This is a genomic window from Brevundimonas mediterranea (genome assembly GCF_014196125.1).
GTDB lineage: Bacteria > Pseudomonadota > Alphaproteobacteria > Caulobacterales > Caulobacteraceae > Brevundimonas > Brevundimonas mediterranea.
On record NZ_JACIDA010000002.1, the window covers coordinates 913,019 to 936,789 of the forward strand.

Below are 23,771 nucleotides of genomic sequence, written 5' to 3' on the forward strand. Positions count from 1 at the left end.
AAACGGATGACGAGATGTGCCTGTCGGCGCCCGTGAGCTTCGCCGCCGCCGCCCTGCTGATCCCGACCGGCGGCTTCACCGTGGCGACGGCGCTGAGGCGTGATCCGCGCTACGCCATGCTGGCCGCTCTGCCGATCCTTCTGGGCCTCCAGCAACTGATGGAGGGGTTCATCTGGGTGGCGGGCTCCGGCGGCGATCCGGAGGGCGCCCGCCTCTATTCCCTCGCCTATATGTTCTTCGCCTGGGTGGCCTGGCCGATCTGGCTGCCGGTCTCGGTGTATTTCATCGAGCCGCACCGGCGGCGCGCGGCCTATCTGGTGTTCGCGGTCGCCGGGGCCGCCCTGGGGGCGGTTCAGTTCATTCCCTATCTGGTCCACGAGGGCTGGCTGCAGGTCACCCTGCTGCCCCGCGCGATCCGCTACAGCGACACCGAACTGCTCGACGCGGTCATCGGCCGGCCCATGACCTACCTTGTCTATGTCACGATCATCATCGTCCCGCTGCTGCTTTCGACGGATCGCACGGCAAGGGTGTTCGGCAGCCTGGTGGCGCTGGTGCTGGCGGTCACCGTCGGCTTCTTCCAGTGGGCCTATATCTCGGTCTTCTGCTTCGGCGGCGCGGCGGCGTCCCTGTATCTGATCTGGGCCCTCTCCCGGAAGCCGGCGGCGTCGCCCGCGCCCTGCTGAGGCGTCGCGCGGGCCGTCGCGCGGGTGGCGTCACTCCGGCCGGGCGGCGCGCCGCCGACGTGGTGCTGATGCGCAGCGATCCCGCCGACGTGGTCCAGCTGTTCGGCGGACGGTGAGGTCGTCCGGGCGGAGCTGATCCGCCACACCGCCCGGCGCCGGTCGGCGGTACGCGCGTCTTCGCGCGCCACGCCTGGGAAGGGACCCGGTCATGAAGGTTCTCAAGCTCTCCACCCAGCTGCACAAATGGATCGCGCTCGTGGTCGGCCTCCAGGTCCTGTTCTGGGTCGGCGGCGGTCTGGTGATGACGGCCATCCCGATCGAGACGGTCCGCAGCGAACACCGGGTGGCCGAGCAGCCCACGGCGCCGCTGGCGCTCGCCGCCCTGCCGCCGCTCGGCGATATCGCCCGGCAAGCCGGCGTCGCCCCCGCGCAGGCCGCGCTTCACAATACGCCCCGCGGACCCGCCTGGACGTTGACGCCGGCCAGCGGCCAGCCGGTCGTCGTGTCCGCCCTGACGGGGCAACCGTTCGGTCCCCTGTCGGCCGGCCAAGCCTCGGCCTTCGCCCGGCGCGCCTATCGGGGAACGGCGGAGGGTGTCCAGCGTCGCGCTGCTGCCCGAAGCGCCCCGGGAGACGGGGCGGACGGGCCCGCTCTGGCGCGTGGATTTCGCCGATCGCGAAAAGACCAGCTTCTACCTGTCTCCGGCGACCGCCGAGGTGGTGACGCGCCGCTCCGGCGTCTGGCGCCTCTTCGACTTCTTCTGGCGTCTCCATGTCATGGACTGGAACGACGGCGAGGATTTCAACCACCCCCTGATCATCATCACCACGGCGTTGACGCTGAGCATCGTGGTCTCGGGGTTCATCCTGCTGTGGATCTGCTCAAACGGCTGCGGCTCGGCGCCGGCATGGGCGCCCGGCAGCCCGCTACGTCAGGGGCGGCGCCGATCTAGCTTCGCCAGTACCGCGTTGTCCCTGGTGACCGAGGCCCGCTGAGCGCCGCAGCGGACAGGGCGGCTCCTCCAGCCGGAGATGCTCCAGCTGTTCGGCGGACGGTGAGGTCGTCCGGGCGGAGCTGATCCGCCACACCGCCCGGCGCCGGTTTGGCTTGACGGGGAACCTCCTGCGGAAAGAGCAGGCGGGGCATCCGACGACATCGGCTGGTGGAAACCGGGTGAAGCGGATGTCTATACGCATAGCCGCTCCGTATCCCTCAACAAAACAGGAGTCGAAGGGAATCTTTTTAAGCACTTGATTCAGCACAAATCTAGGCGTTGCTTACTCAGGAATCTTCACTGACTTCATGCAGGGGACCAACCATGAGTTTACAGAGCCTCGTCACCGCTTCCAGCCGGGGAACACCGTCCACATACCCCCGGCTTGCTGCCTCCGCGACGCCGGCGGCTGAAATTCGCCGCCTCGTCGAGCGCCGTCTCCGCGAGGATCGTCCGACGCATTTGCGCTACCTCGTCAAACGGCTGCGCTCGCCCGAAGACGCCGAGGACGTCCTGCAGGAATTCGCTCTCAAGGTGACCCTGGCGGCGGGCCGGCTGACCGACTCTGGCAAGGTGGACGCCTGGCTCGGGATCGCGTTGCGCAACGCCCTGTTCGATCGTTACCGCCGCAACGCGGCTCGAGCCCGGTTGACGAACGCCCTCGACGCCGAGCCCCGATATGACGAGGGGAACGGAACTAACGACGACGTCCACCGCGCGCTGCACTGTCTCGCGCAGGCCCTCGCCGAGCTTCCGCCGGAAACCGCTCGCCTGCTGCGCAAGGCGGAAATGGAAGATGTCCCTTTGGCGGCGATCGCCGGCGAGATGCGACTGGCCGCCAACAACGTCGGCGTGCGGGTGCACCGGGGCCGCGCCGCGCTGCGGCGGCAGATGCTGGCGCACTGCCAGGCCTGCCCGGAGCCCTGCGCCCTGGCGGCCGCGGCCACCGCCCGCGCGACGCGGGCCGGGACTTTGGAGCATCAGACATCGACTTCGATCCGGTCGCCATGCGACGCCGCATATTCCAGGGCGTAATCCCGTTCGCCCGGGGTTTCCGAATGAACCGTGGCCAAGGGGTCGCCGGCCGCCACTTCCATGCCAAGGCGGACGCGCATCGGCCCGTGCTGGTGGGCAAGCTGTTCATCTTCGCGCGCATGCTGGTCCTGGCGGCCGCAAATCGCGTCCACCTGGCCCCGGATCTCGCCAGCGCCCGTCACATTCCCAAGGACTTCCGGCGCGGTCGGACGTCTGAAGCTCGACCTGGTGATGGAAACCCTCCTCGCTCTGGCGCTCCTCGTCGTGGTCGTGGTCGCGGTCATGGCGCCCTGTCTCCGGTCACGCCCATCACCATGGCGAAGTCGGCATGGCGGCTGGCGCGCGACTCCCTTGCCAGGCGACCAGCGTCGGGACCCTGCGCCCAACCGCCACCCGCCTGGCGCCGGTGGCGCTTCCGCACCAATCTGACTAGGCTGGGACGGCGATGGAGTTCTGTGGGGGCGGCGTGCCGGATCGACTTCAAGAGCTTATCGAGCAGTGGCGCGACGATCCTTCGGCCACCTATAGGACGTGGTTCCTGTGGGATGAACGGCTGAAGAATTTCCGGTCCATCCGGCGGGGCATCGGTCAGGTCGTCGAGGAGATCGAGGCGGGCCGGTTCGGCGTCGCCTATCGTGGCTCGTCGCTGGAGACCATCGTCCATTCGGTCGCCGAACAACGCCAGATATTCAGGGGCGCCGACCACGCGTTCCTGTGGAAGCCCAAGCTCCGGATTCCCGACATCTACGAGAACCCGCCCAACCAGCGCGCCTTTGGCCGTCTGCTGCATCACTGCAGCTGCTGTTCAACCGGCGCCGAGATCCTGTCCGGCATCCGCACGATCGATCAGCTCAAGATCAAGGGCCTCGGGCCGGCCGTGGCCAACCTGATCTACTTCTTGCATCCCACGCACGCCCCGCCGTTCAACACCGCCATCGTCAATGGCTACAACGCAATCACCGGGTCGAAAGTGAAGCTGGGCAGTTGGGAGCACTATCTGGCCATGCGTGAGGGAATTCTGGAACTCAACGCCCGCTATCGCGACCTGCTGTCAAACGACCTGGGCGCCATCGCGGGCTTCCTGTTCGATGTCGGGTCAGGACGATACCCCGCTCCGCCCCTGGAAAGCGAAGATCTCTCTGACCGTGACTGGGATCGGCGGCTGGCTGAAGCCCGGGCTGAAGCGGTGAAGTTCGAGAAGACCGCGCTGCAGCAACGCGACACTGATCGCACCCACACCGAAGTTCAGGCATGGATCCGGGATCTGGGGCGAGCGCTCGGCTATCGCGTGTGGATCGCCGCCAATGACCGCAGCCGGCCTTATGACGGCGCGCGTCTCGGTGAGGGTTGTCTGGACCAGCTGCCCGCGGCGCTGGCGAACGGCGCGGGTGCAGAGTCGATCCGCCTCATCGACGTCCTCTGGCTGGAGGCCGGCGCGGATCGCGTGACAGCCGCCTTTGAGGTCGAACACTCCACCACGATTTATTCCGGCGTCGTGCGTATGCTGGACCTCGCCCTGTCTGGCGAGCTCCATACGTCCGCAGGCCTGTTCCTGGTGGCGCCAGACAGCCGCGAGGGCGATGTCGGCGCCCAGTTGCGGCGGCCCGCCTTCAGCCGGATCGCGGACCTTGACGTGCGCTACCTTCCCTATGGCGAACTGGAACGGCACCGGGCTTCAATCGCCCGCTTCGGGACCGACCTTCGGGCCCTGACAGAAATCTCCCACCGCCTGATCTGATGGCGGGCCGGGCGGCGGTCGGCAATCGATCCGGGGGCGCGTCACTCTCGCCGGACGGCGCGCTGCGAGGCCCGAGCCGCCTTCAGATCCCGCGCCAGCCGAATCCAGAGCAGGATGAACCCTGAAACCACGATGCTCAGCGTCAAGGCTGTGGTTATGATGATCAGGGGGTGATTGAAATCCTCGCCGTCGTTCCAGTCCATGACATGGAGACGCCAGAAGAAGTCGAAAATCCGCCAGACGCCCGAGCGGCGCGTCACCACCTCGCCGGTGGCGGGCGACAGGTAGAAGGAGGTCTTCTCGCGATCTGCGAAGTCGACGCGCCAAAGCGGCCCGGTCCGTCCCGTCTCCTCTGGCGCCGTGGTCAGGAGCACGGCGCCCGAAACCCCCGCCTCACCCTTGTAGGCGCGCTTGGCGAAGGCCGAGACCTCGGCGGCGGACATCGGTCCGAACGGCCGACCTGTCGCGGCGGACACGATGACCGGCTCGCCCGCCGCCGGCTTCAGGGTCCAGGCCGGCCCCCTCGGCGTGGAATGAAGCTCCGCCTGGACGGGCGCGACGCCGGCCCGACGGGCGATCTCGCCGAGGGCCGGAAGCGCGCCGAGCTCCAGCGGACCCGGCTTGAGTTCGACCGCGCGATGTTCGCCGCGCACCGTCTCGATCGGGATGGCCGTCATCACCAGACCGCCGCCGACCCAGAACAGCACCTGAAGACCGACGACCAGCGCGATCCATTTGTGCAGCTGGGTGGAGAGCTTGAGAATCTTCATGCCCTAGCCGTGACGCGCGAACACACGCGTGCCGCCGCTCTTGAGGATCAACAAGGTCTCGTAAGGCTCCCGCCGGCCGTCGGGCGTCTCCATCCCGGGCGATCCCAGCGGCATCGCCGGCACCGCGAGACCCACGGCCTCCGGACGTTCAGCCAGGAGTCTGCGCACATCCTCCGCCGGCACATGACCTTCCAGCACATATCCGCCAATCAAGGCCGTATGGCAGGACGCCAAGGACTCGGGAACGCCTTGGGCGCGGCGGACCGAGCCGGGGTCGGTCACCTCGGTTATCCGCGCCTGAAACCCCGCCGCTGTCATGTGTTCAACCCATGCGCCGCAGCAGCCGCAGGTGGGCGATTTGTAGACGGCGAGGTCGGACGAAGGACGAGGGGTTTGAGCGCAGGCCGCGGCTGCCGAGGCGCTGACGCCGAGGATCAGAAGGGAGCGGCGCGAAAGCGACTTTATCATTGGCTCATTACTCTGGTGATCGGGAGGCCGGGCAACCCGTTTCCGCGTCTTCAGGTCGCCCGGCGCAAGGGCCGGGCCGAAGAGTGATAGATGGCGAACCTCCACTCGTCGCCCCGCTTGCGCAGGACGCTTGTGGCGACGCCGCGACGCTCGATCGGTTCGCGCGCCGTGTCCTTGAAGGTGATGTGATAGGTGTAGGTCTCGCTCACGAATGCGGTATCGCCGTCGATCTCCACTGTCATCTCGTGGTTGCGAAACTCGAAACCCGCCAGATCGGTAAACTCGGGTCCGAGATGGTGCTCGAGGTAATAGGCGAAAGTCCCCTCTACGCCGCCGTTCTCGAAAATCGCCGAGTCCTCCCAGAACAGAGCCGGGGTCTGTGACACGTCCATCCGGGTAATGGCGTCCTTGTAGGCGGCGACGACGGTTCGGACCTGCGCCTCGTCAGCGGCTTGCGCATGGCCGGGAGCGTGTGCCGAGCCTGGGGTGTGGGCCGAGCCGGGGGCGTGAGAGTGGGGCGCCTGGGTCTGGGCCTGGGCGGAGGTAGCGAGGACGGCGGCGAGCGCCGATCCGGCGAGTGCTGAACGAAACGACATGGATCAAAGCTCCTGGTTAGCCGCGGCCGCGAAAGCGTCCTGGTCCGGCGAAAGTGGATGGAAAACTATGGGGCGGGCGACGCGTGTCCTTGAGGCCGTCAGAACATAAGATGTCTCACGCCGTGGGTCAGCATCCCGCCCAGCAGGCCGTTGACCATCACGGCGGCGGCGGTGAGCGTCAACAGGCCGACGTAGATCAGCTCACGCCGGCGTCCCGGTCGGCGGACCCAATGCTCCTTCGCCCACCAGCTCAGCAGGCCGAGCGCGGCGATCGAGGTGCCGAGCCACCGATGGTAGAGGTGAGTCACATCGTCCTTCCCGGGCAGCCCCATAGCGAACCATCCCAGCGCCACCGCGGCGAGCGCAGAGATCGCGGCCAGGGCGATAATGACGCGGGTGCCCTGGGTCAGGACAGGCCGGCGGAGCGTCAGCGCGGCGATCTCGAGAAGGGCGGCGACGAGGAACAGCGCGATGGGGAAATGCACCGCGGCCGGATGCATGGCCCCGAGCCAGCGATACAGGCGCTCGGGCATTGGCTTGGGACCCTCGTCCGCCGTCATGGCCCCGTGGTCCATGTCCATAGCCATTCCCGGCATGGCCATCACGCCGCCTTCTGGCACGGCGCCCGCCGGCGCGGCGGCCTGGGCACGGGCCGCGGCCTGCTTGTCATGATCCTCGTGCGCGAACGCGGGCGCGCTGACAGACAGCGCCACCACCAGGGCGATCCCCGACAGAAGTTTGCGTATCGACATTGTTCTCTCCCATCCCGTCCCTTCTGCTAACTACGCACCGGGGAGGCCGTCCCCTCGTTTGAGGGATTTGGCTTGTTTCGGCGTAGTAGGGATTAGGGGCGCAAGGAGAGTGTTCGATGGCGCGTAATTTGGATGATCTTTTGGCCGGATCGGCGGCGACGCCCTTGGGCCGGTCGCTCGACGGGCTCGAACCGCTCGTCTGGAGCCGGGTCGACGCGCTTCGCGGCGAAAGGCTCGCGTCGCAACTGCGTTTGGGGGCCGTCGCCATGGCCCTGGTCACCGGCCTGACGGCAGGCGGCGTCGGCGCGGTCGCCGCCCCCAGACCGGCCGGGGAGATGGCCATTTTCACGGTCGACGCGGGCCTGTCGCCTCTGGTGAGACTGGAAACCGGCCGATGAAGCGCGGCTGGCAGGCCATCGCCCTGACGGCCGTCCTGGCGGCGGTCGCCAGCGGCGCGGGCACTTGGATCAGCGCCAGCTGGGTGCTGAGCCGGCGCGAACCGCCATCCCTGCACGACATCGTGCACCACGACCTGAAGCTCTCGCCCGACCAGCTGACCCGCATCGACGCAGTCGAAGCCCGGTTCGCCGCGCGCCGGCCCGCGCTCGAAGCGGACGTCCGCGCGGCCAATCAGGAACTGGCGCGCGCGATCGCAAGGAGCGACGGCGACGGTCCCCAGGTCCAGGCGGCGGTGGACCATTTCCACGTCGCCATGGGCGCCTTGCAGAAGGAGACGATCGCCCACGTCTTCGAGATGCGGTCCGTGCTGACGCCGGCCCAGGCGGAGGTGTTCGACGACCGCATCGTCGCCGCCCTCGCACCCGCCGAAGGCTGACGATCCGGGTGGAGAGTCCAGCGGACCTGTCAGCCCGCGCCGCCGGCGGCGACCGGGCGGCCTTCAGCGAGTTGATGCGGCAGACCAAGACGGGCCTGTTCCGCTTTGTCCGGCGTTATGTCGGCGACGAGCAGGACGCGTGGGACCTGTTGCAGGACACCTATGCGGCGGCCTGGATCAGCATCCGACGCTACGATCCGACACGGCCCTTCGAGGCCTGGATCCGCACCATCGCGCTCAATAAATGCCGGGACTGGAGCCGCCGCCGCTTCGTTCGGCGGCTCATCCGGGGCGGCGTCGACTTGTCGTCGCCGGAAGCCATGTCCGTGCCGGACGGGGCCGAGGCGGTGGATGACCGGATGGATGCCAACGCCCGGCTGGCGCGGTTGAACGAGGCCGTGAGCCGTCTGCCGCCGCACCTCAAGGCTCCGCTTCTGCTGACGGCGATCGAAGGCCGCAGTCAGGCGGAAACGGCCGGGATGCTGGGTGTCTCCATCAAGACCGTGGAGACCCGCGTGGCGCGGGCTCGTCGCAAGCTGTCCGAGGCGCTGGACGACACGCCCGCTGTCCGGGCCGCTCTTGAGTGATCAGCTCGAGGGTCCTCGGAACCTTCGTCGCGCCTTAGCCCCGCTCGGGCCGCAGCGGCGCTCCGTCGATCGACCTCCAGGCGGCGAGGGATGCGGCGCCCGTCCGCGTATTCTAGTATGAGGGCGTCGCGGGAAATCGACCCGATCATCGCCCTTTTCTTTCAGGAGCTTGTCACATGAGAGTCCCGATCCTAGCCGCCGCAGCGGCGATCACCTTGGGCGCCTGCCAGCCGGCCGCCGACCCTCAACCGGTCGAGGCCCAGACGGCGCCGGGCGCCTCGGCGACGACCCCGATGGAGGCCGCGCCGGTCGCCACGCCCGAGCCGACCCCGCAGCCGCAGGCCGCCGCACCAGCCCCGGCGCCGTCCCCCCGGGCCTCGACGCCCCGACCGACCCGCCCCGCGCCGGCGCCAGCACCCGCCCCGACGCCGCCGCCGGCCGATCCGATGGCCGGCCATGACATGTCGAAGATGGACGGCATGACCATGCCGCCCAACCAGTAGTCCACGTAAGCATCAGGAAGTCTCTCATGAACCGTTCAATCCTCACCAGCCTGGCCGCTCTGGCGGCGCTGGCTCCCGTCTCCCTCGCCCAGGCCCAGAGCCATTCGCACGCGGGCATGTCGGCGCAGGATCACGCCGCCATGCAGGCCCCCGCCAACGGCGTCGTCACCGCGCCCGCGGACAACGCCATGCTAGCGGTCGCGCCGACGACCTTCTCGGCGACGTTCCCGCACGCCATGACCCTGACCTCTCTCAGGCTGACGGGCCCTGACGCCCGGTCCATCGACGTGGCTGTGGTCGACGACGCGGCGCCGGTCACCACGGTCAGCGCGCCCCTCCCCATCCTGGCCCCCGGATCCTATTCCGCCGCCTGGGCCGCGAAGGGCGCCGACGGCCACCAGATGAACGGCCTCGTCCGTTTCATGGTTCACTGAGGGATCGGCCTCCCGCCTCCTGAGGGGCCGAAGCCGGATGTGGAAGGAACGCCGCGCGACCTGCCGCGCGGCGTTTTTCCGTCGTCGATCAGCGGTCGGCTCCCCGGCTGACCCCTCGCGATGGTCTTTCAGCCCTGGGCTCAGTCGGCGCGCCGTGATCGCCGGCCGGCGCGATCCATCCGGCCGGGGGGCGAACTACGCTCCTGAAGGTGGGGCGCCAAGCTCGCCAATGTCCGGGTCACAACGTGGGCGTCGCCGAAACCGCGTCCTACAGCTTGGCCAGCCTCCGGGTCGTACAGAATGGTGAAACAGCCCAGCGCCATGGCCGGGCGAATGTCCCATACCAGACTGTCGCCGACGACGCAGACCTCTGCCGGTTCGACGGCCAGGGCGGCGAACATTCGCCTGAACGCTGCGGGATCGGGCTTCCCCACGCCGACCTCGCCTTCAATCTGGATGTGGTGGAAATGCGAAGCCAGGCCGAAACGCTCGATCTTGGCGCGCTGCAGGGGACCGGCGCCGTTGGTGAGAAGCGCCAGCCGGTATCCAGCATCCCGCAGATGGACCAACACGGCGTCCGCCCCGGGTTCGAGCCGCATCTGCCGGTCGCGATGAAGGCTGAAGGCGTCGGCGAGGCGTTCGGCGATTTCCGGAGAGGGCGTCGCACATCCGTCGCGCCGCAGGGCCTCAAAGGCCTTGGCCGCGATGATGCGCCTGGCCTGCCTCGGGGCTCCGCGGCCGATGGCGTGGCTTTCCGGATCGCTCCAGAAAGCCCGCCCCGCCTCCGTCAGGGCCCGCGCCGCATGGTCCGGAGCCAGGTCGCCAAGCTCGGTCTGGTACAACTGACAGACCCTACGCCACGCCAGGTCCGGGCGGCGATAGGCTGAGATCAAGGTGTCATCCAGATCGATAGCGACGGCCCGGGTTCGCCGAGTCGCTGTCATTGGACCCCACCCGGCCGGACACCAGCGTGCGCAAGACACTGGCTATAGTGGCGCACTGACCCACGCGAGGGCATCCTCATGCCCCCCCGCTGGTTGACTGCGCGGGCCCGGCACCAAGATGAACCCGCCAGCCTTCGCTAGAACCAGGCCCGAATGCCGACGACCAGTCGGGTGTCTTCCGAGCTTCGTCCGTCGGCTTCCAGGAAGTCCGCCGTATTGCCGAAGCTCTTGGTCCATTCCACGCCGACATAGGGGGCGAACTCCTTGCGGAACTCGTACCGCAGCCGGGCCCCGATCTGGAGCGACGACAGGCCGGAGCCGATCCGGAGTTCTGGGATGTCCTCCGCCGACAGCACCACCTCGGCCCGGGGCTGGACGATCCAGCGATTGGTGATGCGCTGATCGTATTCGGCCTCCGCCCTTGCCGTGAGTTCGCCCTTGTTGGACAGGAAGGCCGCCGCGTCGACCTCGAACCAGTAGGGCGCCAGACCCTGGATGCCGACGACCAGGTCGGTCCGGTCGCCTTCGGGCCGGTAGGTTTGCCGCAGGCCGGTCTGGAAGTCGAAGAAGGGTCGGAACGCTCGGCTGTAGAGGGCCTGAATCTCGGCCTCCTCGACCTCGCCGTCGAAGGCGCCTTCCCCTTCCGACTTCCACCAGAAGCGATTGATGTCGCCGCCGGTCCAGCCCTGGGCGTCCCAGGCGTAGGCTTCTTCGCCTTCGGCGAAGGTCGCTTCGAGCTGGTCGATGATGACCGCCGTCGTGCGCACATTTCCATGCTCGACCCGCAGTTGGGCGCGGGCCGCCGCCATTTCGGCGGGGTCGAACAGCAGGTCGGCGGCATTGGCCGGCCCGGTTGCCGCGCCCGCCGGAGCGGGGGCTTCCGGCGGACGGCCCGGATTGTCCGCGCTGGTCGGGACGTCGGGCGGCATGGCCATTCCGGACATGTCGTGTCCGGCCGGCATCTGACCCATCGTCGACATATCGTGACCGGCCGGCATCGCCGGAGTCGGCGTCTGGCCCATCATCGACATGTCGTGCCCCGCCGGCATGGCCGGCGCGGGCGGAGTCTGACCCATGGTCGACATGTCATGGCCGGCATGCGGGGGCGCGGCGGCCGGAGCCGGCTGGGTCTGGCCCATCGTCGACATGTCGTGCCCCGCCGGCATGGCTGGCGCGGGCTGGGTCTGACCCATGGTCGACATATCATGACCGGCATGCGGGGACGTGGCGGCCGGAGCCGGCTGAGTCTGGCCCATCGTCGACATGTCGTGCCCCGCGGGCATGGCTGGCGCAGGCTGGGTCTGACCCATGGTCGACATGTCATGGCCGGCATGCGGGGACGCGGCGGCCGGAGCTGGCTGGGGCTGGCCCATCGTCGACATGTCGTGCCCCGCCGGCATGGCTGGCGCGGGCGGGGTCTGTGCCATGGCCGACATGTCATGACCGGCATGCGGGGACACGGCGGCCGGAGCCGGCTGGGTCTGGCCCATCGTCGACATGTCGTGCCCCGCCGGCATGGCTGGCGCGGGCTGGGTCTGACCCATGGTCGACATGTCGTGCCCCGTCGGCATCGCCCTAGCCGGCAGACGGACGGGCACCGCGCCCGTCGGGCACGTCGGCGCTCCGGCCGTACCTATCCGGGATGCATCGGCGGTGGAGGAGCCGCGCGCGACGCAGCCCTCCGGAAGCGCCTGGCGAACAGGCGCGGGCGTGGCATGCCCGGCGTGGCTCTGCGCCAGCGCCGACGTCGCCGCCGTCGCGGAAGCCGCTGCGAGGATCAGGGGGAGAATCGCGACCGACGTCTTCACGATGCGGCTCCTTCCATCGGACGGACCGTGACCACGTTGAACATCCCGGCATGCATGTGCAGCAACAGGTGACAGTGGAAGGCCCAGTCGCCGGGGTTGTCGGCGGTCAGGTCGAAACTGACCTTGCCGCCCGGCGGAACGTTGACAGTGTGTTTGAGCGGCTGGTGCCCGGCAGGGCCCCCGGTGACCAGTTCGAAGAAATGGCCGTGCAGATGGATCGGGTGCGCCATCATGGAATCGTTGACCAGGGTCACGCGCACCCGCTCGTCCCGCTCGAACCGGATCGGCTCGACCAGCTCGCTGAATTTTCGGCCGTCAAAGCCCCACATGAACCGCTCCATATTGCCGGTCAGATGGATTTCCATCGTCCGGGACGGGGGACGCTGATCCTTGTTGGGCTGGAGCGAGACGAGGTCGGTGTAGACGAGGACGCGATGCGGAACATCCTGAAGCCCGATCGGACGCTCGCCCATGCGGTTGGCCGGCGCCATCGCGATGGCATCGACGCCCACACCGACCGCCATGTCGGGCGGCGCATTCTCGGGATCGCGCATGTTCATTCCGGCCATGGAGCCGTGATCCATTCCAGGCATCGCCCCGGCAGGCTGGGCAGGCACGGCGCCGTGATCCATGCCCGCCATGGCTCCGCCGGAGGCTCCGGTCATGGCCCCGTGGTCCATCCCGGCCATGGCTCCGCCCGGCTGGGCTCCCATGGACCCGTGATCCATTCCGCCCATGCCGCCCATGTCCCCCATGCCCATGTCCTTCATGGTCAGGTTGGGAACCTCCCGCAGCGGCGGAACCTCAGCGGTCATTCCAAGACGCGGCGCCAGGGTCGCCCGCCCCATGCCCGATCGGTCGATGGCTTCGGAGACGATGGTGTAGGCGCGGTCCTCGGTCGGCTGGACGATGACGTCATAGGTCTCGGCCACAGAAATCTGGAACTCGTCGGTCTCGATCGGGCGCACATTCTCGCCGTCGGCCTGAACCACGGTCATCGGCAGTCCGGGAATTCGCACGTTGAAGATCGACATGGCCGAGGCGTTGATGATGCGCAACCGCACCCGCTCGCCGGGCCGGAACAGACCGGTCCAGTTCTCCCGCGGCCCGTGGCCGTTGATCAGATAGGTGTAGGTCGAGCCGTTGACGTCGAGGATGTCGCGCGGATCCATGCGCATCTCGCCCCACATCCGGCGCTCTTCCAGGCTCATCCGGTCGCTGCCGTCCAGCAGGCCGGCCAGGGTGGTGCGCTGGCGGTTGAAGTAACCGGGGCTCTTCTTGAGCTTGTCGAAGATTTCGTGCGGGTGCATGAAGCTCCAGTCCGACAGGACCAGCACATGTTCGCGGTCGTAGGCGACCGGGTCGGCGCCCGCCGGGTCGATGACGATGGGCCCGTAATGGCCGAGCGCCTCCTGCAGTCCTGAGTGGCTGTGGTACCAGAAGGTGCCGGACTGCCGGACCGGGAATTCGTAAACGAAGGTCTCGCGCGGGCGGATGCCGGGGAAGCTGACGCCCGGCACACCGTCCATCTGGAACGGCAGCAGGATGCCGTGCCAGTGGATGGATGTGTCCTCATCAAGCTGGTTCGTCACCGCGAGGCGGACGTTCTGGCCTTCGCGCAAACGGAGCACCGGCGCGGGAAGCACGCCGTTGATCGTTGTGGCCGTGGCGGTGCGCCCGTTCACGGTGAACGGCGACTGACCGATCGTCAGGTCGATGTTCGGGCCGGTGAGGGTCGGCAGGTCCGCCCGCAACCCCGGCGAACCTGTCTGGGCCCAGGCGGGCATCAAGCCCTGCAGGGCCGCGAGACCGCCTCCGGCGACAGCGCCGCGCAGCAGTAGTCGACGATCCAGCTTCATGGGATACTCCTGAAAGTCATGACCGCGCCTCCGTACGGCGACGATCTATAGGGATTTACGCAGGCGACGCGGTCGGCCCTCGCGACACGCTGCCGCAGAGCCGACCGCGCCGGCGGCCCTCGCGGCCGCCCGCCGAATTACCGCCGCGCCAGAAGAGCCTTCATCTGGGCGATCTCCTGTTCCTGGGAGCGGACGATTTCCTCGCACAGACCGAGCACTTCCGGATCCGTCAGCGAGGCTTGCTGGCACATCAGGATGGCGCCGGAGTGGTGCGGGATCATCGAACGCAGGAACTCCGTGTCTCCCACCGCCGCCTGGGTCCGCATACCCCAGAAGCTGACCGCAAACACCAGGGCGGCAGCCCCGCCGATCAGCAGATTCGTCCGTTTCGACGGATACATCGACCGCATGAACACCAGCATGAGGATCGCCATAGGCGAGACCATCATGAGGGTCATGTAGACGTTGTTGAGGTTGAAGTAGAAATGATTGAGGGACGCGATCATCGTGTACATCACGAGGTACATGATGATGAAATCCAGGACGAGCTCGATCGCGAACGACCGATAGCTCCCCTTCATGGCGTGCATGGTCTTCATGTTTTCCATCGATTGTTCTTCCTCTACTCGCAAATCTGCAACGGGACTTCTCGCCGACGCCGGATCATCCTGCGCTGGCGGGATGAGCCTCCAGCCAGGCGCGCAGCTCCGCGATGTCCGCGGTCTGCATCTCGATCGTCTTCTGCGCCATGCGCCGGATGTCGGCGTCCTGGCTTTCGCGCAGCACCACCTGGGCCATGTCGAGGGCGCCCTGGTGATGCGCGATCATCTTGCGAGCCCAGGTCTGGTCCGTGTCGACCCCGGTCGCGGCCATCATGGCCTCCATCATTTTCGCTTCGGCCGGCGCGAACGGCGGCTCACCGCCTCCGCCCGGCGCTGCCGCACCGGCTGCGGCCCCCACGTTTGTTTCGAGCCAACGCTGGAGCTCGGCGATGTCCCCGGTCTGCATCTCGACGGTCTTCTGCGCCATCCGGCGAATGTCGGCATCCCGCGTGTCGCGCAGCACGATCTGGGACATATCGAGGGCGCCTTGGTGATGGGGGATCATCTTGCGGGCCCATGCCTCTCCGGCGCTGGCTCCCGTCGCCGACCTCATGGCCTCGTGCATCCTCGCCTCGGCGGCGGAGAAGGGCGTCTGCGCCATCGCCATGGGCTCCGGAGTCTGCGCCGACTCGTCGGCCTTGGAGGCCGCCGGCGGCTCGGCGGCCGGGCTGCACGCCGCCACGAGGAGAGCGGAACAGCCGGCGAGCAGAACGGACGAGCGTGTGAAGGTCAGGTTGAACATCGGGTGTCTCCGGCGTGGGGCGGCGCCGGCGAATCGGCCGGCGGCTAGTTGAAGAGGGCGCCGGCGAGGCGGCGGCGGGACGCGGACTTGAACCGGGATCTCGGCGCCGTTGCGCAACCGGACATGAACGCCAGTTAAATCCGGGTCCTCCGACACGGTTCCGCCTTGATCAAATATACCCGAACGCTGTTGGATCAGGCGAGGGATCGGCTGCCGGAGTGCGTAATGGCGCAAACGCCGGTCGTCGCCTTCTCCTGGCCCCGGTCCCCCATGCCGCCCCCGTTAAAGTCTGACCGCACGAAGCCGCAGCGCATTGCCGATGACGCTCACGGAGGACAGGGCCATCGCCAACGCCGCCAGAGCCGGCGACAGCAGGAGGCCAAAGATCGGGTACAGCAGCCCCGCCGCGACCGGGATGCCCAGGGCGTTGTACCCGAAGGCGAAGACGAGATTCTGGCGAATGTTGCTCATCACCGCCTTCGACAGCTTGCGGGCCCGGACGATGCCCTGGAGGTCGCCCCCCAGCAGGGTGACGCCGGCGCTCTCGATCGCCACGTCGGAACCTGCGCCCATGGCCACACCAACATCGGCGGCGGCCAGGGCCGGGGCATCGTTGACCCCGTCGCCAGCCATGGCGACGATCCGGCCCTCGGCGCGCAGCCGCTCGACGACCGCCGCCTTGTCCTGCGGCAGGACCTCGGCCTGGACGTCGTCTATGCCGAGCCGGCGCGCCACCGCCTCGGCCGTGGTCCGGTTATCCCCGGTCATCATCACCAGGCGCAGGCCCGCGGCCTTCAGATCGCGAATGGCCCCGGCGGTCGTCGCCTTGACCGGGTCGGCGATGCCGAGGACGCCGGCCGCGGCCCCGTCCACGGCCACGAAGATCGCGGTGGCGCCGTCCTGGCGTAGCGCCTCGGCCTCGGCCTCGAGGGCGGCGACATCGACGCCGATCTCGCCGAGGTAGCGGCCGTTGCCGAGCGCCACGCGGCGGCCGTCGACCACCCCGGTGACGCCACGCCCGACCGGGCTGTCGAACTCCGAGGCCTCCGACAGCGCGAGCTTGCGATCCGTCGCGGCGCGGACGACGGCGTCGGCCAGCGGATGTTCGCTGGCCCGCTCCAGACTGGCGGAGAGTCTCAGAAGCTCGGTCTCGTCGAACCCGGGCGCGGGCCGGATCGCCGTGACCGACGGGCGCCCCTCGGTCAGGGTGCCGGTCTTGTCGAGCACCAGGGTGTCGACCTTTTCGAAACGCTCCAGCGCCTCGGCGTTCTTGATCAAGACCCCGGCGTGGGCGCCGCGCCCCACCCCGACCATGATGGAGATCGGCGTTGCCAGGCCCAGCGCGCAGGGACAGGCGATGATCAGCACCGAGACCGCGGCGACCAGCGCGTAGGACAGGCGCGGTTCGGGACCGACCAGGCCCCAGACGAGGGCGGCGAGAACCGCGATGCCGATCACTGCCGGCACGAACCAGCCGGACACCTTGTCGGCCAGCCGCTGGATCGGCGCGCGGCTGCGCTGGGCCTGGGCCACCATCTGGACGATCTGCGCCAGCAGGGTGTCGGCGCCGACCTTGTCAGCCCGCATCACGAACGAGCCGGTCTTGTTGAGCGAACCGGCGACGACCTTGTCCCCGACGCCCTTGGTCACCGGCATGGATTCACCCGTGACCAGGGACTCGTCGATGGTTACGCGACCGTCCAGAATCTCGCCATCGACCGCCACCTTCTCGCCGGGGCGGACGCGCAGCCGGTCTCCGACGGCGACCATGTCGAGCGTGACGTCCTCGTCGCCGCCGTCGTCACGGAGCCGCCGCGCGGTCTTGGGCGCCAAATCAAGCAGCGCCCGGATGGCGCCGGACGTCTGTTCGCGGGCGCGCAGCTCAAGAATCTGGCCCACCAGAACCAGGACGGTGATGATGGCCGCTGCCTCGAAATAGACCGGCGCGCTGCCGTCCATCCGGCGGACCGCCGCCGGGAACAGAGCCGGCGCCAGCACCGCGACCACGCTGTAGATCCAGGCCGCGCCGACGCCGATGGCGATCAGGGTGAACATGTTGAGGCTGCGGTTGCGGAGGGAAGCCCAGCCCCGCTGGAAGAACGGCCAGCCGGCCCACAGCACCACGGGCGTCGCCAGCGCGAACTGGATCCAGTTGGAGGTTTGGCCCGAAATCCGCATCGCCAGTCCGGTCAGATGGCCGCCCATCTCGAGCGCGAAGACGGGCAGGGTCAGGACCGCGGCAACCCAGAGGCGGCGGGTGAAGTCGATCAGTTCGTGATTGACCGGCGCCTCGGCGGTGACGGTCTCCGGCTCCAGCGCCATGCCGCAGATCGGGCAGGAGCCCGGGCCCTCCTGGCGCACCTCCGGATGCATCGGGCAGGTGTAGATGGTGCCCGGGATGACAGGCGCCGGTTGCCGGGCCTCGCCGAGATAGCGGTCCGGATCGGCGATGAATTTGGTCCGGCAGCCCGCCGAACAGAAGAAATAGTCCTTATCGTCGTGGGCCGCCCGATGCGCTGTGGTCGCCGGATCGACGGTCATGCCGCAGACCGGATCGACCGCCTTCGCGCCGCTGTCCGCCGATTTGGCCGAACAGCAGCTGTGGTCGGGCGGATGCGAATGGGAGGGCATGGACATGGCGGGCTCCTTGAAACAGCTGGACGCCAGATATACCCTATGGGGGTATCGCGCAAGGCGCTGTCCTGGGGTAGGGTCGAACGGTCAGAACGAGGAATTGGATGCAGACGGAAACCAAACCCAAGGTGTTGAACCGCCTGAACCGGATCGAGGGCCAGGTTCGCGGCATCGCCCGGATGGTCGAGGAGGACCGCTACTGCGTGGAGGTCCTCACCCAGCTCCAGGCCGTGCGGGCCGCCCTGCTGCGCGTCGAGAGGGAGGTGCTGAAAGACCACCTCGACCATTGCGTCATGGGGGCGATGACCGGCGACGATCTCTCCGATCGCAAGGCCAAGGCCACAGAACTGATCAACCTTCTCGGACGCGCATCGCGCTAGCGCAGGATATTTCCCTAGACGGCCTGTCGGATTGGTTCGGCGAGCGTCCTAAAATATCCTCTCGGGTAGTAGGGCCGATCGGACACGCCGATCTGGCCTGTCCGGGGGCGTGTGGGCCCCGGACCGGAACTTGCCCAAGAGATGATCCCACAGGCTGATGAACAGGCCGAAAAACCCACGGAGAATCACGGGCGCATAGCGAAGACGTGGAGCCTGCATCTGCGCCTAGGCCAGGACCTTGAGGCGCCGACCGACCAGGCCCCACGGGCGACGGCTCCGGGCGCCGGGTCCTCAGACGGCTTGAGAAGCACCCCTTCAAGGCGTGGATCCAGCTTATACGCCTTGACGCCGAGCCGTTCTCTGAAGCCCGCCACGATGCGGTCCGGCTGGGCCTCAGGGCTCGACAGGGCCGTCAGGGAGGGCGGAATGACGAGGCGAGGGCCGGCCCGATCAGCGCCAGAAAGCCCGATGACGATCGCCTGACGGCTCGGGGCGCGACGGTCGTCCAGAACCACGCGGACCGAGCCCGCGCGAGCCACGGTCAGCTGGATTGCGACATGGGTGGGCGACGTGGTCTTCGTGCGCGCCCGCATAGACGGCCCATCCATCGCCCATGGAGAAAACCGCGCTCGATGAGATCCAGGCCATCGTTCACCACGGCCCGCGCTGAACTGTGGGCTGAGCCGGTGGCACGCGTCATCCCGCCTTCCGATGAAACCTGCAAGCCGACCGCCATGAGCCCGCGAGCGGCGCAGGATCAGATCATGGCCTTTTCTCCAGCGCGGCAGGCCTGACCCCCGGATGCGAGAGGATGAGGGATGGCGGCGACCGATGCGTATACCAATTAAGCGGTCCGTCCTGTGCCGCCCGCCGTGGGGGCCATCGTTCATGACGTCCGTTTCTCCGACTCACGAAGGCTACCCGGCTGATCTGAGGGCCCTGACCAGCCTGCGGGCCTTCCTGGCCATGGGCGTGGTGCTGTTCCACTACCAGCTTCAGTGGGATCCGGCCCTGGGCTACAGCCCGATCATCGAGCGAAGCCGGCTGGGGGTCGACGCCTTCTTCATGCTGTCGGGCTTCATTCTGGCCCACGTCTACGGCCCCGCTTTCGCCGCAGGAACGTTCAGCTACAGGCGCTTCCTCGTGGCCCGCTTGGCTCGGCTCTATCCCCTCCATCTGGCGATTTTAGGCGGTGTTCTGATCATGGTGCTCGGAGCTTCAATCTCTGGCGTTCCGTTCGATCTCTCGACCTACACGACAGAGGGCTTCTTCAAGACCCTGTTCCTGGTACAGGCGTGGTTTCCAAGCGAAATCGGATACAATTGGAGCGGCCCGTCCTGGTCGCTCTCGGCGGAATGGTTCGCCTATCTGCTGTTCCCGGCCTACGCCCTTCTCTCGATCCGGATGAGACATCGTCCTTGGTTCCTGCTCGGCTTGGGCATCGTCAGCTATGTTGTCATCGACGCGGCCTACGTCTCAACCTTCGGCAAGGTTCTGCCTCGGGCCGAGGACGACATGGGCATCTTGCGCATAGCGCCGGCCTTTCTGATCGGCATGGCGCTCTACGGCTTGGGCCATCGCTGGCGCTGGAGCCGGCCCGTCGCCATCGCCGCCGCCCTGGCTGCTACCCTCGTGTTGCTCGGCGCTATGCAGCTGTCGTTGGACGACCGGATCATCGTCGCCCTCTCAGCCCCCGTTATCCTGACCTGGTCCCTGCTCGCACGCGCGGACTGCGAGGGGCCTCTCGCCGCCCCTGCGCTGGTTTTCGCCGGTGAAGCCTCCTTCGCCCTCTATCTCGTGCACATGCCCGTCCTCGTCGCCTTCAAGGGCGTGGTCGCCGAACTGCGCGGCATCGACAGCGCCTTCCGCATCACGCCAGTCGAACTGGCAGGGTTGTTCGTCGTCACGGCGCTGATCGCGGCGGCCCTGCATCTGCTCGTTGAGAAACCTGGGCGAACCTGGATCCGACGCCGGTTCGAAAGCCGGCGAGCCCGGCCCGCAGCGCCGGCCTGACCCCGGGCCACGAGACGTGGGTACTGCCTCGGCGTCGGTCAATCCCGACCGGTCGGCGCCGCACTGGCGCCGCAGCGACCCGCAGCCCACCAAGAAAACATTTTGAGAATGATAGTGAGTCACTCCCATGCCGCCCCTTACCACGACTGGCGGATCGATCAATGTTCGCATCGTCGCAGCCGTCAACGGAGCTCCCGACCTCCGCCATCACGTATCCACCTGAAGGACGAATCCTAGCCATATCGTGATGCGGCAACCTCGACCGTTGCCATTGGGATCGGGTCGCACTATGGCGGATGAAGGAGCCGTTCAATCTTGTCTCGCCTGTTTCGCACCATTTGCGTCAGCCTGTGCGCCGCCCTCGTGGCGACGTTGAGCCTGCATGGGGTTCAGGAAGGGCGGCACCAGATTGCCCATGCGTCGGATTGGCCGGCAGTCGCGATCGGCCACGGTGATCACGCAGAGATCGCGGACGTCGATCATGGCTCGCTGCACGTCCATATCGCCCCCGACGCGCCAGCCGAGGATCCACTGGATCAAGCCGAAGACGGCGAAGACGAGGGCGAGGCCGGGCGTCCAGCAAGCCATCACCACCATACGAGCGGCGACAGCCACACCGCCATCCCGATCCTCAACCGCGATCTGAGCCCCCTCGTCGCCATGAACGCCGTGCTGATCCAGCCGGCGGGCGATGGCGCACGTCCGGCCCACGACGGCGACGGGCCTGAATACCCTCCCAGACGGACGCGCACGATCATCTGATCCGACGCGGCCAATCGGTCGCGCGTGCACCCCCGTTTCCCGGAGAGAATCCCTTGAAGACCCCATCGTCCGGCATTGCCGGGCCGTGGGCGCGACTGACGGCCGTGTCGGCCCTCGCGCTCATTCTGGCGGCCTCGCTGCCGCCGACCCTTGCTGTCGCACAGGATGCGGCGGCCACGTCCACCGCGCCTGTACTGTCGCTGGACGAGGCGCTGCGTCGAGCCGCCCTGGTCGATCCCTCACTGGCACCGACCCAGGCCCGGCGACAGGCGTCGCGGGCAGCCGTGCGTCAGGCGGACGTTCGTCCCAACCCCACGCTTGGGGTGATGGTCGAGAACTTTCCGACCATCGGCGGAGGCGACCTGTTCCGTCGGACCGAGACCACGCTCACAGTCGAGCGACGGTTCGAGCGGGGCGGTGACAGGTCCGCCCGTGTCTCTCTCGCCGAAGCCGAAGGGCTGCTGGTCGACGCCACCGCGCGCATTCGCCAGTTGGACCGGCTCGAACAGGTGCAGCGCGCCTGGGCGGAAGCTCTGGCGGCTCAGGCCGAGTTGGAGATCGCCCGCGAGCGCCTTGACCTCGCCGAACGGTTCCAGACCGAGGTCGGTCGCCGCGTGGACATGGCGCGCGATCCTCTGTTCGCCGGGGCGCGCGCCGAGGCCGAACTGGCTCAGGCCCAGATCGACTTCGATCAGGCCGGGATTACCGTCCGGGTCGCCAACATTTCGCTGGCCCGGTTCTGGGATGGGTCATCGGACTTCACCCTTGGCGCCGAGACCTTCGCCGACACCCGGTCGGCGCTCGACGTCACGGATGGGGTCGCCCAGGCGGACCTGGACATCTTCGTCGCACAGCGCGACATCGCCGTCGCCCGGGTGGCGGTGGAGACGGCCCGCGCCCGGTCGGACGCCACGGTCAGCGCCGGCGTCCGTCACTTCGGGGACGGCAACGACCTCGGCTTTGTCGTCGGCGCGTCGATTCCCCTTGGTCGCTACGACCAGAACCTCGGGGCCATCGACCGCGCCCGAGCGGAGGGGCTGGCCGCCGAGGGTGATCTCGCCGCCGCCCGCATCGACCGTGAACGTGAGATCGCGCGCCTGCAGGTTCAGGTCATGGCCCGAGCCAGCGAAGCTCGCAGGATCGGGCAGGAAACCCTTCCCCAGGCCGAGCGCGCCGTCGTTCTGGTGCGCGACGGCTTCAACAGGGGCGGCTTCACCTACAACGACGTCATCTCCGCCCAGACCGCCCTGCTGCAGACCCGCGCCCGCCGCGTCGCGGTGCTCAAGCAATTCCATATCGATCGCGCCCGCCTCGACAGACTGACCGGCGCGCACGGCGCCCTGATCCTCGCCCTGGAGACTCAACCATGATCCGCCTGACACCTTCGCGGCGCTGGCTCGTTGCGTCCGCGATCGTCCTCGCCTTCGCCGCCGCCGCTTGCGGAGACAAGCCCGCCGAAAAGGCAGGCGAAAACGGCGAGGCTGCCGCCGCCGACTATGAGCGTGGCCCTCACCGAGGCCGGATGCTCCGCGACGGAGACTTCGCCCTTGAGATCACCATCTTCGAGGAAGGACCAGAGCCCCTGTTCCGGCTCTATCCCTATCTGAAGGACAAGCCGCTCGATCCACGTCAGGTCCAGGCGACCATGGCCCTGACCCGTCTCGGGCCGAAGGTCGATCGGTTCACCTTCATCCCGACCGAGGACTATCTCGCCAGCCCCGGTGTCGTCTCCGAGCCGCACTCCTTCGACGTGGCGGTCGCGGCGACCCAGAACGGCAAGCGATCGACCTGGGCCTACCAGTCCTATGAGGGTCGCACCGTCATCTCAGCCGACGCCGCCCGCGCCGGTGGCGTCACCACGCAGCGCGCCGGTTCCGCAGTCCTGGGCGAGTCTCTGCCGTTGAGCGGTCGGGTCGAGATCACGCCTGAGGGCCAGAGCGATGTCTTCGCCCGCTATCCGGGTCGGGTGATGGCGTTGAACGTCGAACTGGGCCAGCGCGTATCGCGAGGCCAGGTTGTGGCGCGGGTCGAGTCCAGCGAGAGCCTCCAGACCTATTCCGTCACCGCGCCGATCTCCGGCGTCATCATGGCCAAGAACGTCAACGCCGGGGCCATCACCGGCGCGGGCGGCGAGCCGATGCTGGTGATCGGCGACCCAACCCGCCTCCATGCCGAGTTCGCCCTCTATCCGCGCGATGCAGAACGTGTCCGCCGGGGCCAGCGGGTCGAGGTCACCAGTCTGGCAGGTGACCACCGTTTCAATGGCGTCATCGAAACCATCCTGCCCGGCTCTGATCCGATGAGCCAGACCCTGATCGCCCATGTCGAACTGGCCTATCAGGGCGGCGTCTGGCGGCCGGGCCTGGGAGTACAGGGCACCGTTCAGGTCGGTGAGGGTGCAGTGCCTCTCGCCGTCCAGACCAAGGCCATCCAGCCGTTCCGCGATTTCCAGGTCGTCTACGCCAAGGTCGGCAACACCTATGAGGTGCGGATGCTCGAACTGGGCCGAAGGACCGACGAGTGGACCGAGGTGCTTGGCGGGCTCGAACCCCGAACCGAATACGTCGTGGACGGCGCCTTCCTCATTCGCGCGGACATCGAAAAGTCCGGCGCGAGCCATGATCACTAG

Annotated in this window: 25 protein-coding genes; 14 read left to right on the forward strand and 11 right to left on the reverse strand. The window is 67.9% G+C overall.

Annotated features, from left to right (window positions below):
• Positions 1 to 14: 14 nt before the first annotated feature.
• From GGR11_RS13195 to GGR11_RS13205, 3 genes are all read left to right on the forward strand, one after another.
• Positions 15 to 686, forward strand: a complete 672-nt coding sequence (locus GGR11_RS13195) for a DUF6629 family protein (RefSeq protein WP_183197634.1) — start codon at positions 15 to 17, stop codon at positions 684 to 686.
• A gap of 593 nt (positions 687 to 1,279) precedes the next feature.
• Positions 1,280 to 1,681, forward strand: coding sequence for a PepSY domain-containing protein (locus GGR11_RS13200; RefSeq protein WP_183197636.1), 402 nt, complete (start codon positions 1,280 to 1,282; stop codon positions 1,679 to 1,681).
• 323 nt (positions 1,682 to 2,004) lie between these two features.
• The gene (locus GGR11_RS13205; protein WP_183197638.1) at positions 2,005 to 2,715 is read left to right on the forward strand and encodes an RNA polymerase sigma factor; all 711 of its coding nucleotides are present in this window, start codon (positions 2,005 to 2,007) and stop codon (positions 2,713 to 2,715) included.
• Here the strand turns inward: GGR11_RS13205 and GGR11_RS13210 are convergent.
• Positions 2,661 to 2,999, reverse strand: a complete 339-nt coding sequence (locus GGR11_RS13210; protein ID WP_183197639.1) for a hypothetical protein — start codon at positions 2,997 to 2,999, stop codon at positions 2,661 to 2,663. The two genes, GGR11_RS13205 and GGR11_RS13210, sit on opposite strands and share 55 nt — an antisense overlap.
• A 161-nt stretch (positions 3,000 to 3,160) precedes the next feature.
• On the opposite strand from GGR11_RS13210, the gene GGR11_RS13215 reads away from it, so the two are divergent.
• On the forward strand, positions 3,161 to 4,453 hold the full coding sequence (locus tag GGR11_RS13215; RefSeq protein ID WP_183197641.1) for a type II restriction endonuclease: 1,293 nt from the start codon (positions 3,161 to 3,163) through the stop codon (positions 4,451 to 4,453).
• Between the two features lie 41 nt (positions 4,454 to 4,494).
• Here GGR11_RS13215 and GGR11_RS13220 read toward each other — a convergent pair whose 3' ends face one another.
• The 4 genes from GGR11_RS13220 to GGR11_RS13235 all read right to left on the reverse strand — a co-directional run bounded on the left by GGR11_RS13220 (position 4,495) and on the right by GGR11_RS13235 (position 7,039).
• Complete coding sequence (locus GGR11_RS13220; RefSeq protein WP_183197643.1) at positions 4,495 to 5,223, reverse strand: PepSY domain-containing protein; 729 nt, start codon at positions 5,221 to 5,223, stop codon at positions 4,495 to 4,497.
• Between the two features lie 3 nt (positions 5,224 to 5,226).
• Positions 5,227 to 5,691 (reverse strand): DUF411 domain-containing protein, encoded by a 465-nt coding sequence (locus tag GGR11_RS13225; protein ID WP_154725690.1) that lies wholly within the window; start codon positions 5,689 to 5,691, stop codon positions 5,227 to 5,229.
• A gap of 50 nt (positions 5,692 to 5,741) precedes the next feature.
• On the reverse strand, positions 5,742 to 6,287 hold the full coding sequence (locus GGR11_RS13230; protein ID WP_154725689.1) for a YybH family protein: 546 nt from the start codon (positions 6,285 to 6,287) through the stop codon (positions 5,742 to 5,744).
• A 98-nt stretch (positions 6,288 to 6,385) separates the two neighbouring features.
• The gene (locus GGR11_RS13235; RefSeq protein WP_183197645.1) at positions 6,386 to 7,039 is read right to left on the reverse strand and encodes a DUF2231 domain-containing protein; all 654 of its coding nucleotides are present in this window, start codon (positions 7,037 to 7,039) and stop codon (positions 6,386 to 6,388) included.
• Between the two features lie 116 nt (positions 7,040 to 7,155).
• Between GGR11_RS13235 and GGR11_RS13240 the strand changes: the two genes are divergently transcribed.
• The 5 genes from GGR11_RS13240 to GGR11_RS13260 all read left to right on the forward strand — a co-directional run bounded on the left by GGR11_RS13240 (position 7,156) and on the right by GGR11_RS13260 (position 9,398).
• The gene (locus GGR11_RS13240) at positions 7,156 to 7,437 is read left to right on the forward strand and encodes a hypothetical protein (RefSeq protein ID WP_088582506.1); all 282 of its coding nucleotides are present in this window, start codon (positions 7,156 to 7,158) and stop codon (positions 7,435 to 7,437) included.
• Complete coding sequence (locus GGR11_RS13245; RefSeq protein ID WP_183197647.1) at positions 7,434 to 7,874, forward strand: Spy/CpxP family protein refolding chaperone; 441 nt, start codon at positions 7,434 to 7,436, stop codon at positions 7,872 to 7,874. The genes GGR11_RS13240 and GGR11_RS13245 overlap by 4 nt, the downstream gene beginning before the upstream one ends.
• An 8-nt stretch (positions 7,875 to 7,882) precedes the next feature.
• On the forward strand, positions 7,883 to 8,461 hold the full coding sequence (locus GGR11_RS13250; protein WP_343051143.1) for an RNA polymerase sigma factor: 579 nt from the start codon (positions 7,883 to 7,885) through the stop codon (positions 8,459 to 8,461).
• 176 nt (positions 8,462 to 8,637) lie between these two features.
• The gene (locus tag GGR11_RS13255; protein ID WP_183197649.1) at positions 8,638 to 8,964 is read left to right on the forward strand and encodes a hypothetical protein; all 327 of its coding nucleotides are present in this window, start codon (positions 8,638 to 8,640) and stop codon (positions 8,962 to 8,964) included.
• A gap of 26 nt (positions 8,965 to 8,990) precedes the next feature.
• A complete protein-coding gene (locus tag GGR11_RS13260) occupies positions 8,991 to 9,398 on the forward strand; it encodes a copper resistance CopC family protein (RefSeq protein WP_052004988.1) in 408 nt (135 codons plus the stop codon).
• Between the two features lie 140 nt (positions 9,399 to 9,538).
• On the opposite strand, the gene GGR11_RS13265 is transcribed toward GGR11_RS13260, so the two are convergent.
• The 6 genes from GGR11_RS13265 to GGR11_RS13290 all read right to left on the reverse strand — a co-directional run bounded on the left by GGR11_RS13265 (position 9,539) and on the right by GGR11_RS13290 (position 17,990).
• Positions 9,539 to 10,342 carry an HAD family hydrolase gene (locus tag GGR11_RS13265; protein ID WP_281380229.1) on the reverse strand — a complete coding sequence of 268 codons (804 nt, stop codon included), beginning with the start codon at positions 10,340 to 10,342 and terminating at the stop codon, positions 9,539 to 9,541.
• A gap of 137 nt (positions 10,343 to 10,479) precedes the next feature.
• The gene (locus GGR11_RS13270; protein WP_343051144.1) at positions 10,480 to 12,150 is read right to left on the reverse strand and encodes a copper resistance protein B; all 1,671 of its coding nucleotides are present in this window, start codon (positions 12,148 to 12,150) and stop codon (positions 10,480 to 10,482) included.
• Complete coding sequence (locus GGR11_RS13275; protein WP_035308097.1) at positions 12,147 to 14,009, reverse strand: copper resistance system multicopper oxidase; 1,863 nt, start codon at positions 14,007 to 14,009, stop codon at positions 12,147 to 12,149. The genes GGR11_RS13270 and GGR11_RS13275 overlap by 4 nt, the downstream gene beginning before the upstream one ends.
• Before the next feature lie 137 nt (positions 14,010 to 14,146).
• The gene (locus tag GGR11_RS13280; RefSeq protein WP_035308099.1) at positions 14,147 to 14,617 is read right to left on the reverse strand and encodes a DUF305 domain-containing protein; all 471 of its coding nucleotides are present in this window, start codon (positions 14,615 to 14,617) and stop codon (positions 14,147 to 14,149) included.
• Positions 14,618 to 14,672: 55 nt separating this feature from the next.
• Complete coding sequence (locus GGR11_RS13285) at positions 14,673 to 15,353, reverse strand: DUF305 domain-containing protein (RefSeq protein WP_052004990.1); 681 nt, start codon at positions 15,351 to 15,353, stop codon at positions 14,673 to 14,675.
• Positions 15,354 to 15,635: 282 nt separating this feature from the next.
• Entirely contained in the window at positions 15,636 to 17,990 is a 2,355-nt protein-coding gene (locus GGR11_RS13290; protein WP_183197652.1) for a heavy metal translocating P-type ATPase, read from the reverse strand.
• Between the two features lie 101 nt (positions 17,991 to 18,091).
• Here GGR11_RS13290 and GGR11_RS13295 point away from each other — a divergent pair, with 101 nt between their 5' ends.
• From GGR11_RS13295 to GGR11_RS13315, 5 genes are all read left to right on the forward strand, one after another.
• A complete protein-coding gene (locus GGR11_RS13295) occupies positions 18,092 to 18,367 on the forward strand; it encodes a metal-sensitive transcriptional regulator (RefSeq protein WP_035308104.1) in 276 nt (91 codons plus the stop codon).
• An 888-nt stretch (positions 18,368 to 19,255) separates the two neighbouring features.
• Complete coding sequence (locus GGR11_RS13300; protein WP_088582501.1) at positions 19,256 to 20,380, forward strand: acyltransferase family protein; 1,125 nt, start codon at positions 19,256 to 19,258, stop codon at positions 20,378 to 20,380.
• Between the two features lie 315 nt (positions 20,381 to 20,695).
• Positions 20,696 to 21,142: a hypothetical protein gene (locus GGR11_RS13305; protein ID WP_088582500.1), complete on the forward strand. Its 447-nt coding sequence runs from the start codon at positions 20,696 to 20,698 to the stop codon at positions 21,140 to 21,142.
• 53 nt (positions 21,143 to 21,195) lie between these two features.
• Positions 21,196 to 22,512: a TolC family protein gene (locus GGR11_RS13310; RefSeq protein WP_088582499.1), complete on the forward strand. Its 1,317-nt coding sequence runs from the start codon at positions 21,196 to 21,198 to the stop codon at positions 22,510 to 22,512.
• Positions 22,509 to 23,771, forward strand: coding sequence for an efflux RND transporter periplasmic adaptor subunit (locus GGR11_RS13315; protein WP_035308110.1), 1,263 nt, complete (start codon positions 22,509 to 22,511; stop codon positions 23,769 to 23,771). Before GGR11_RS13310 ends, GGR11_RS13315 begins: the two co-directional genes overlap by 4 nt.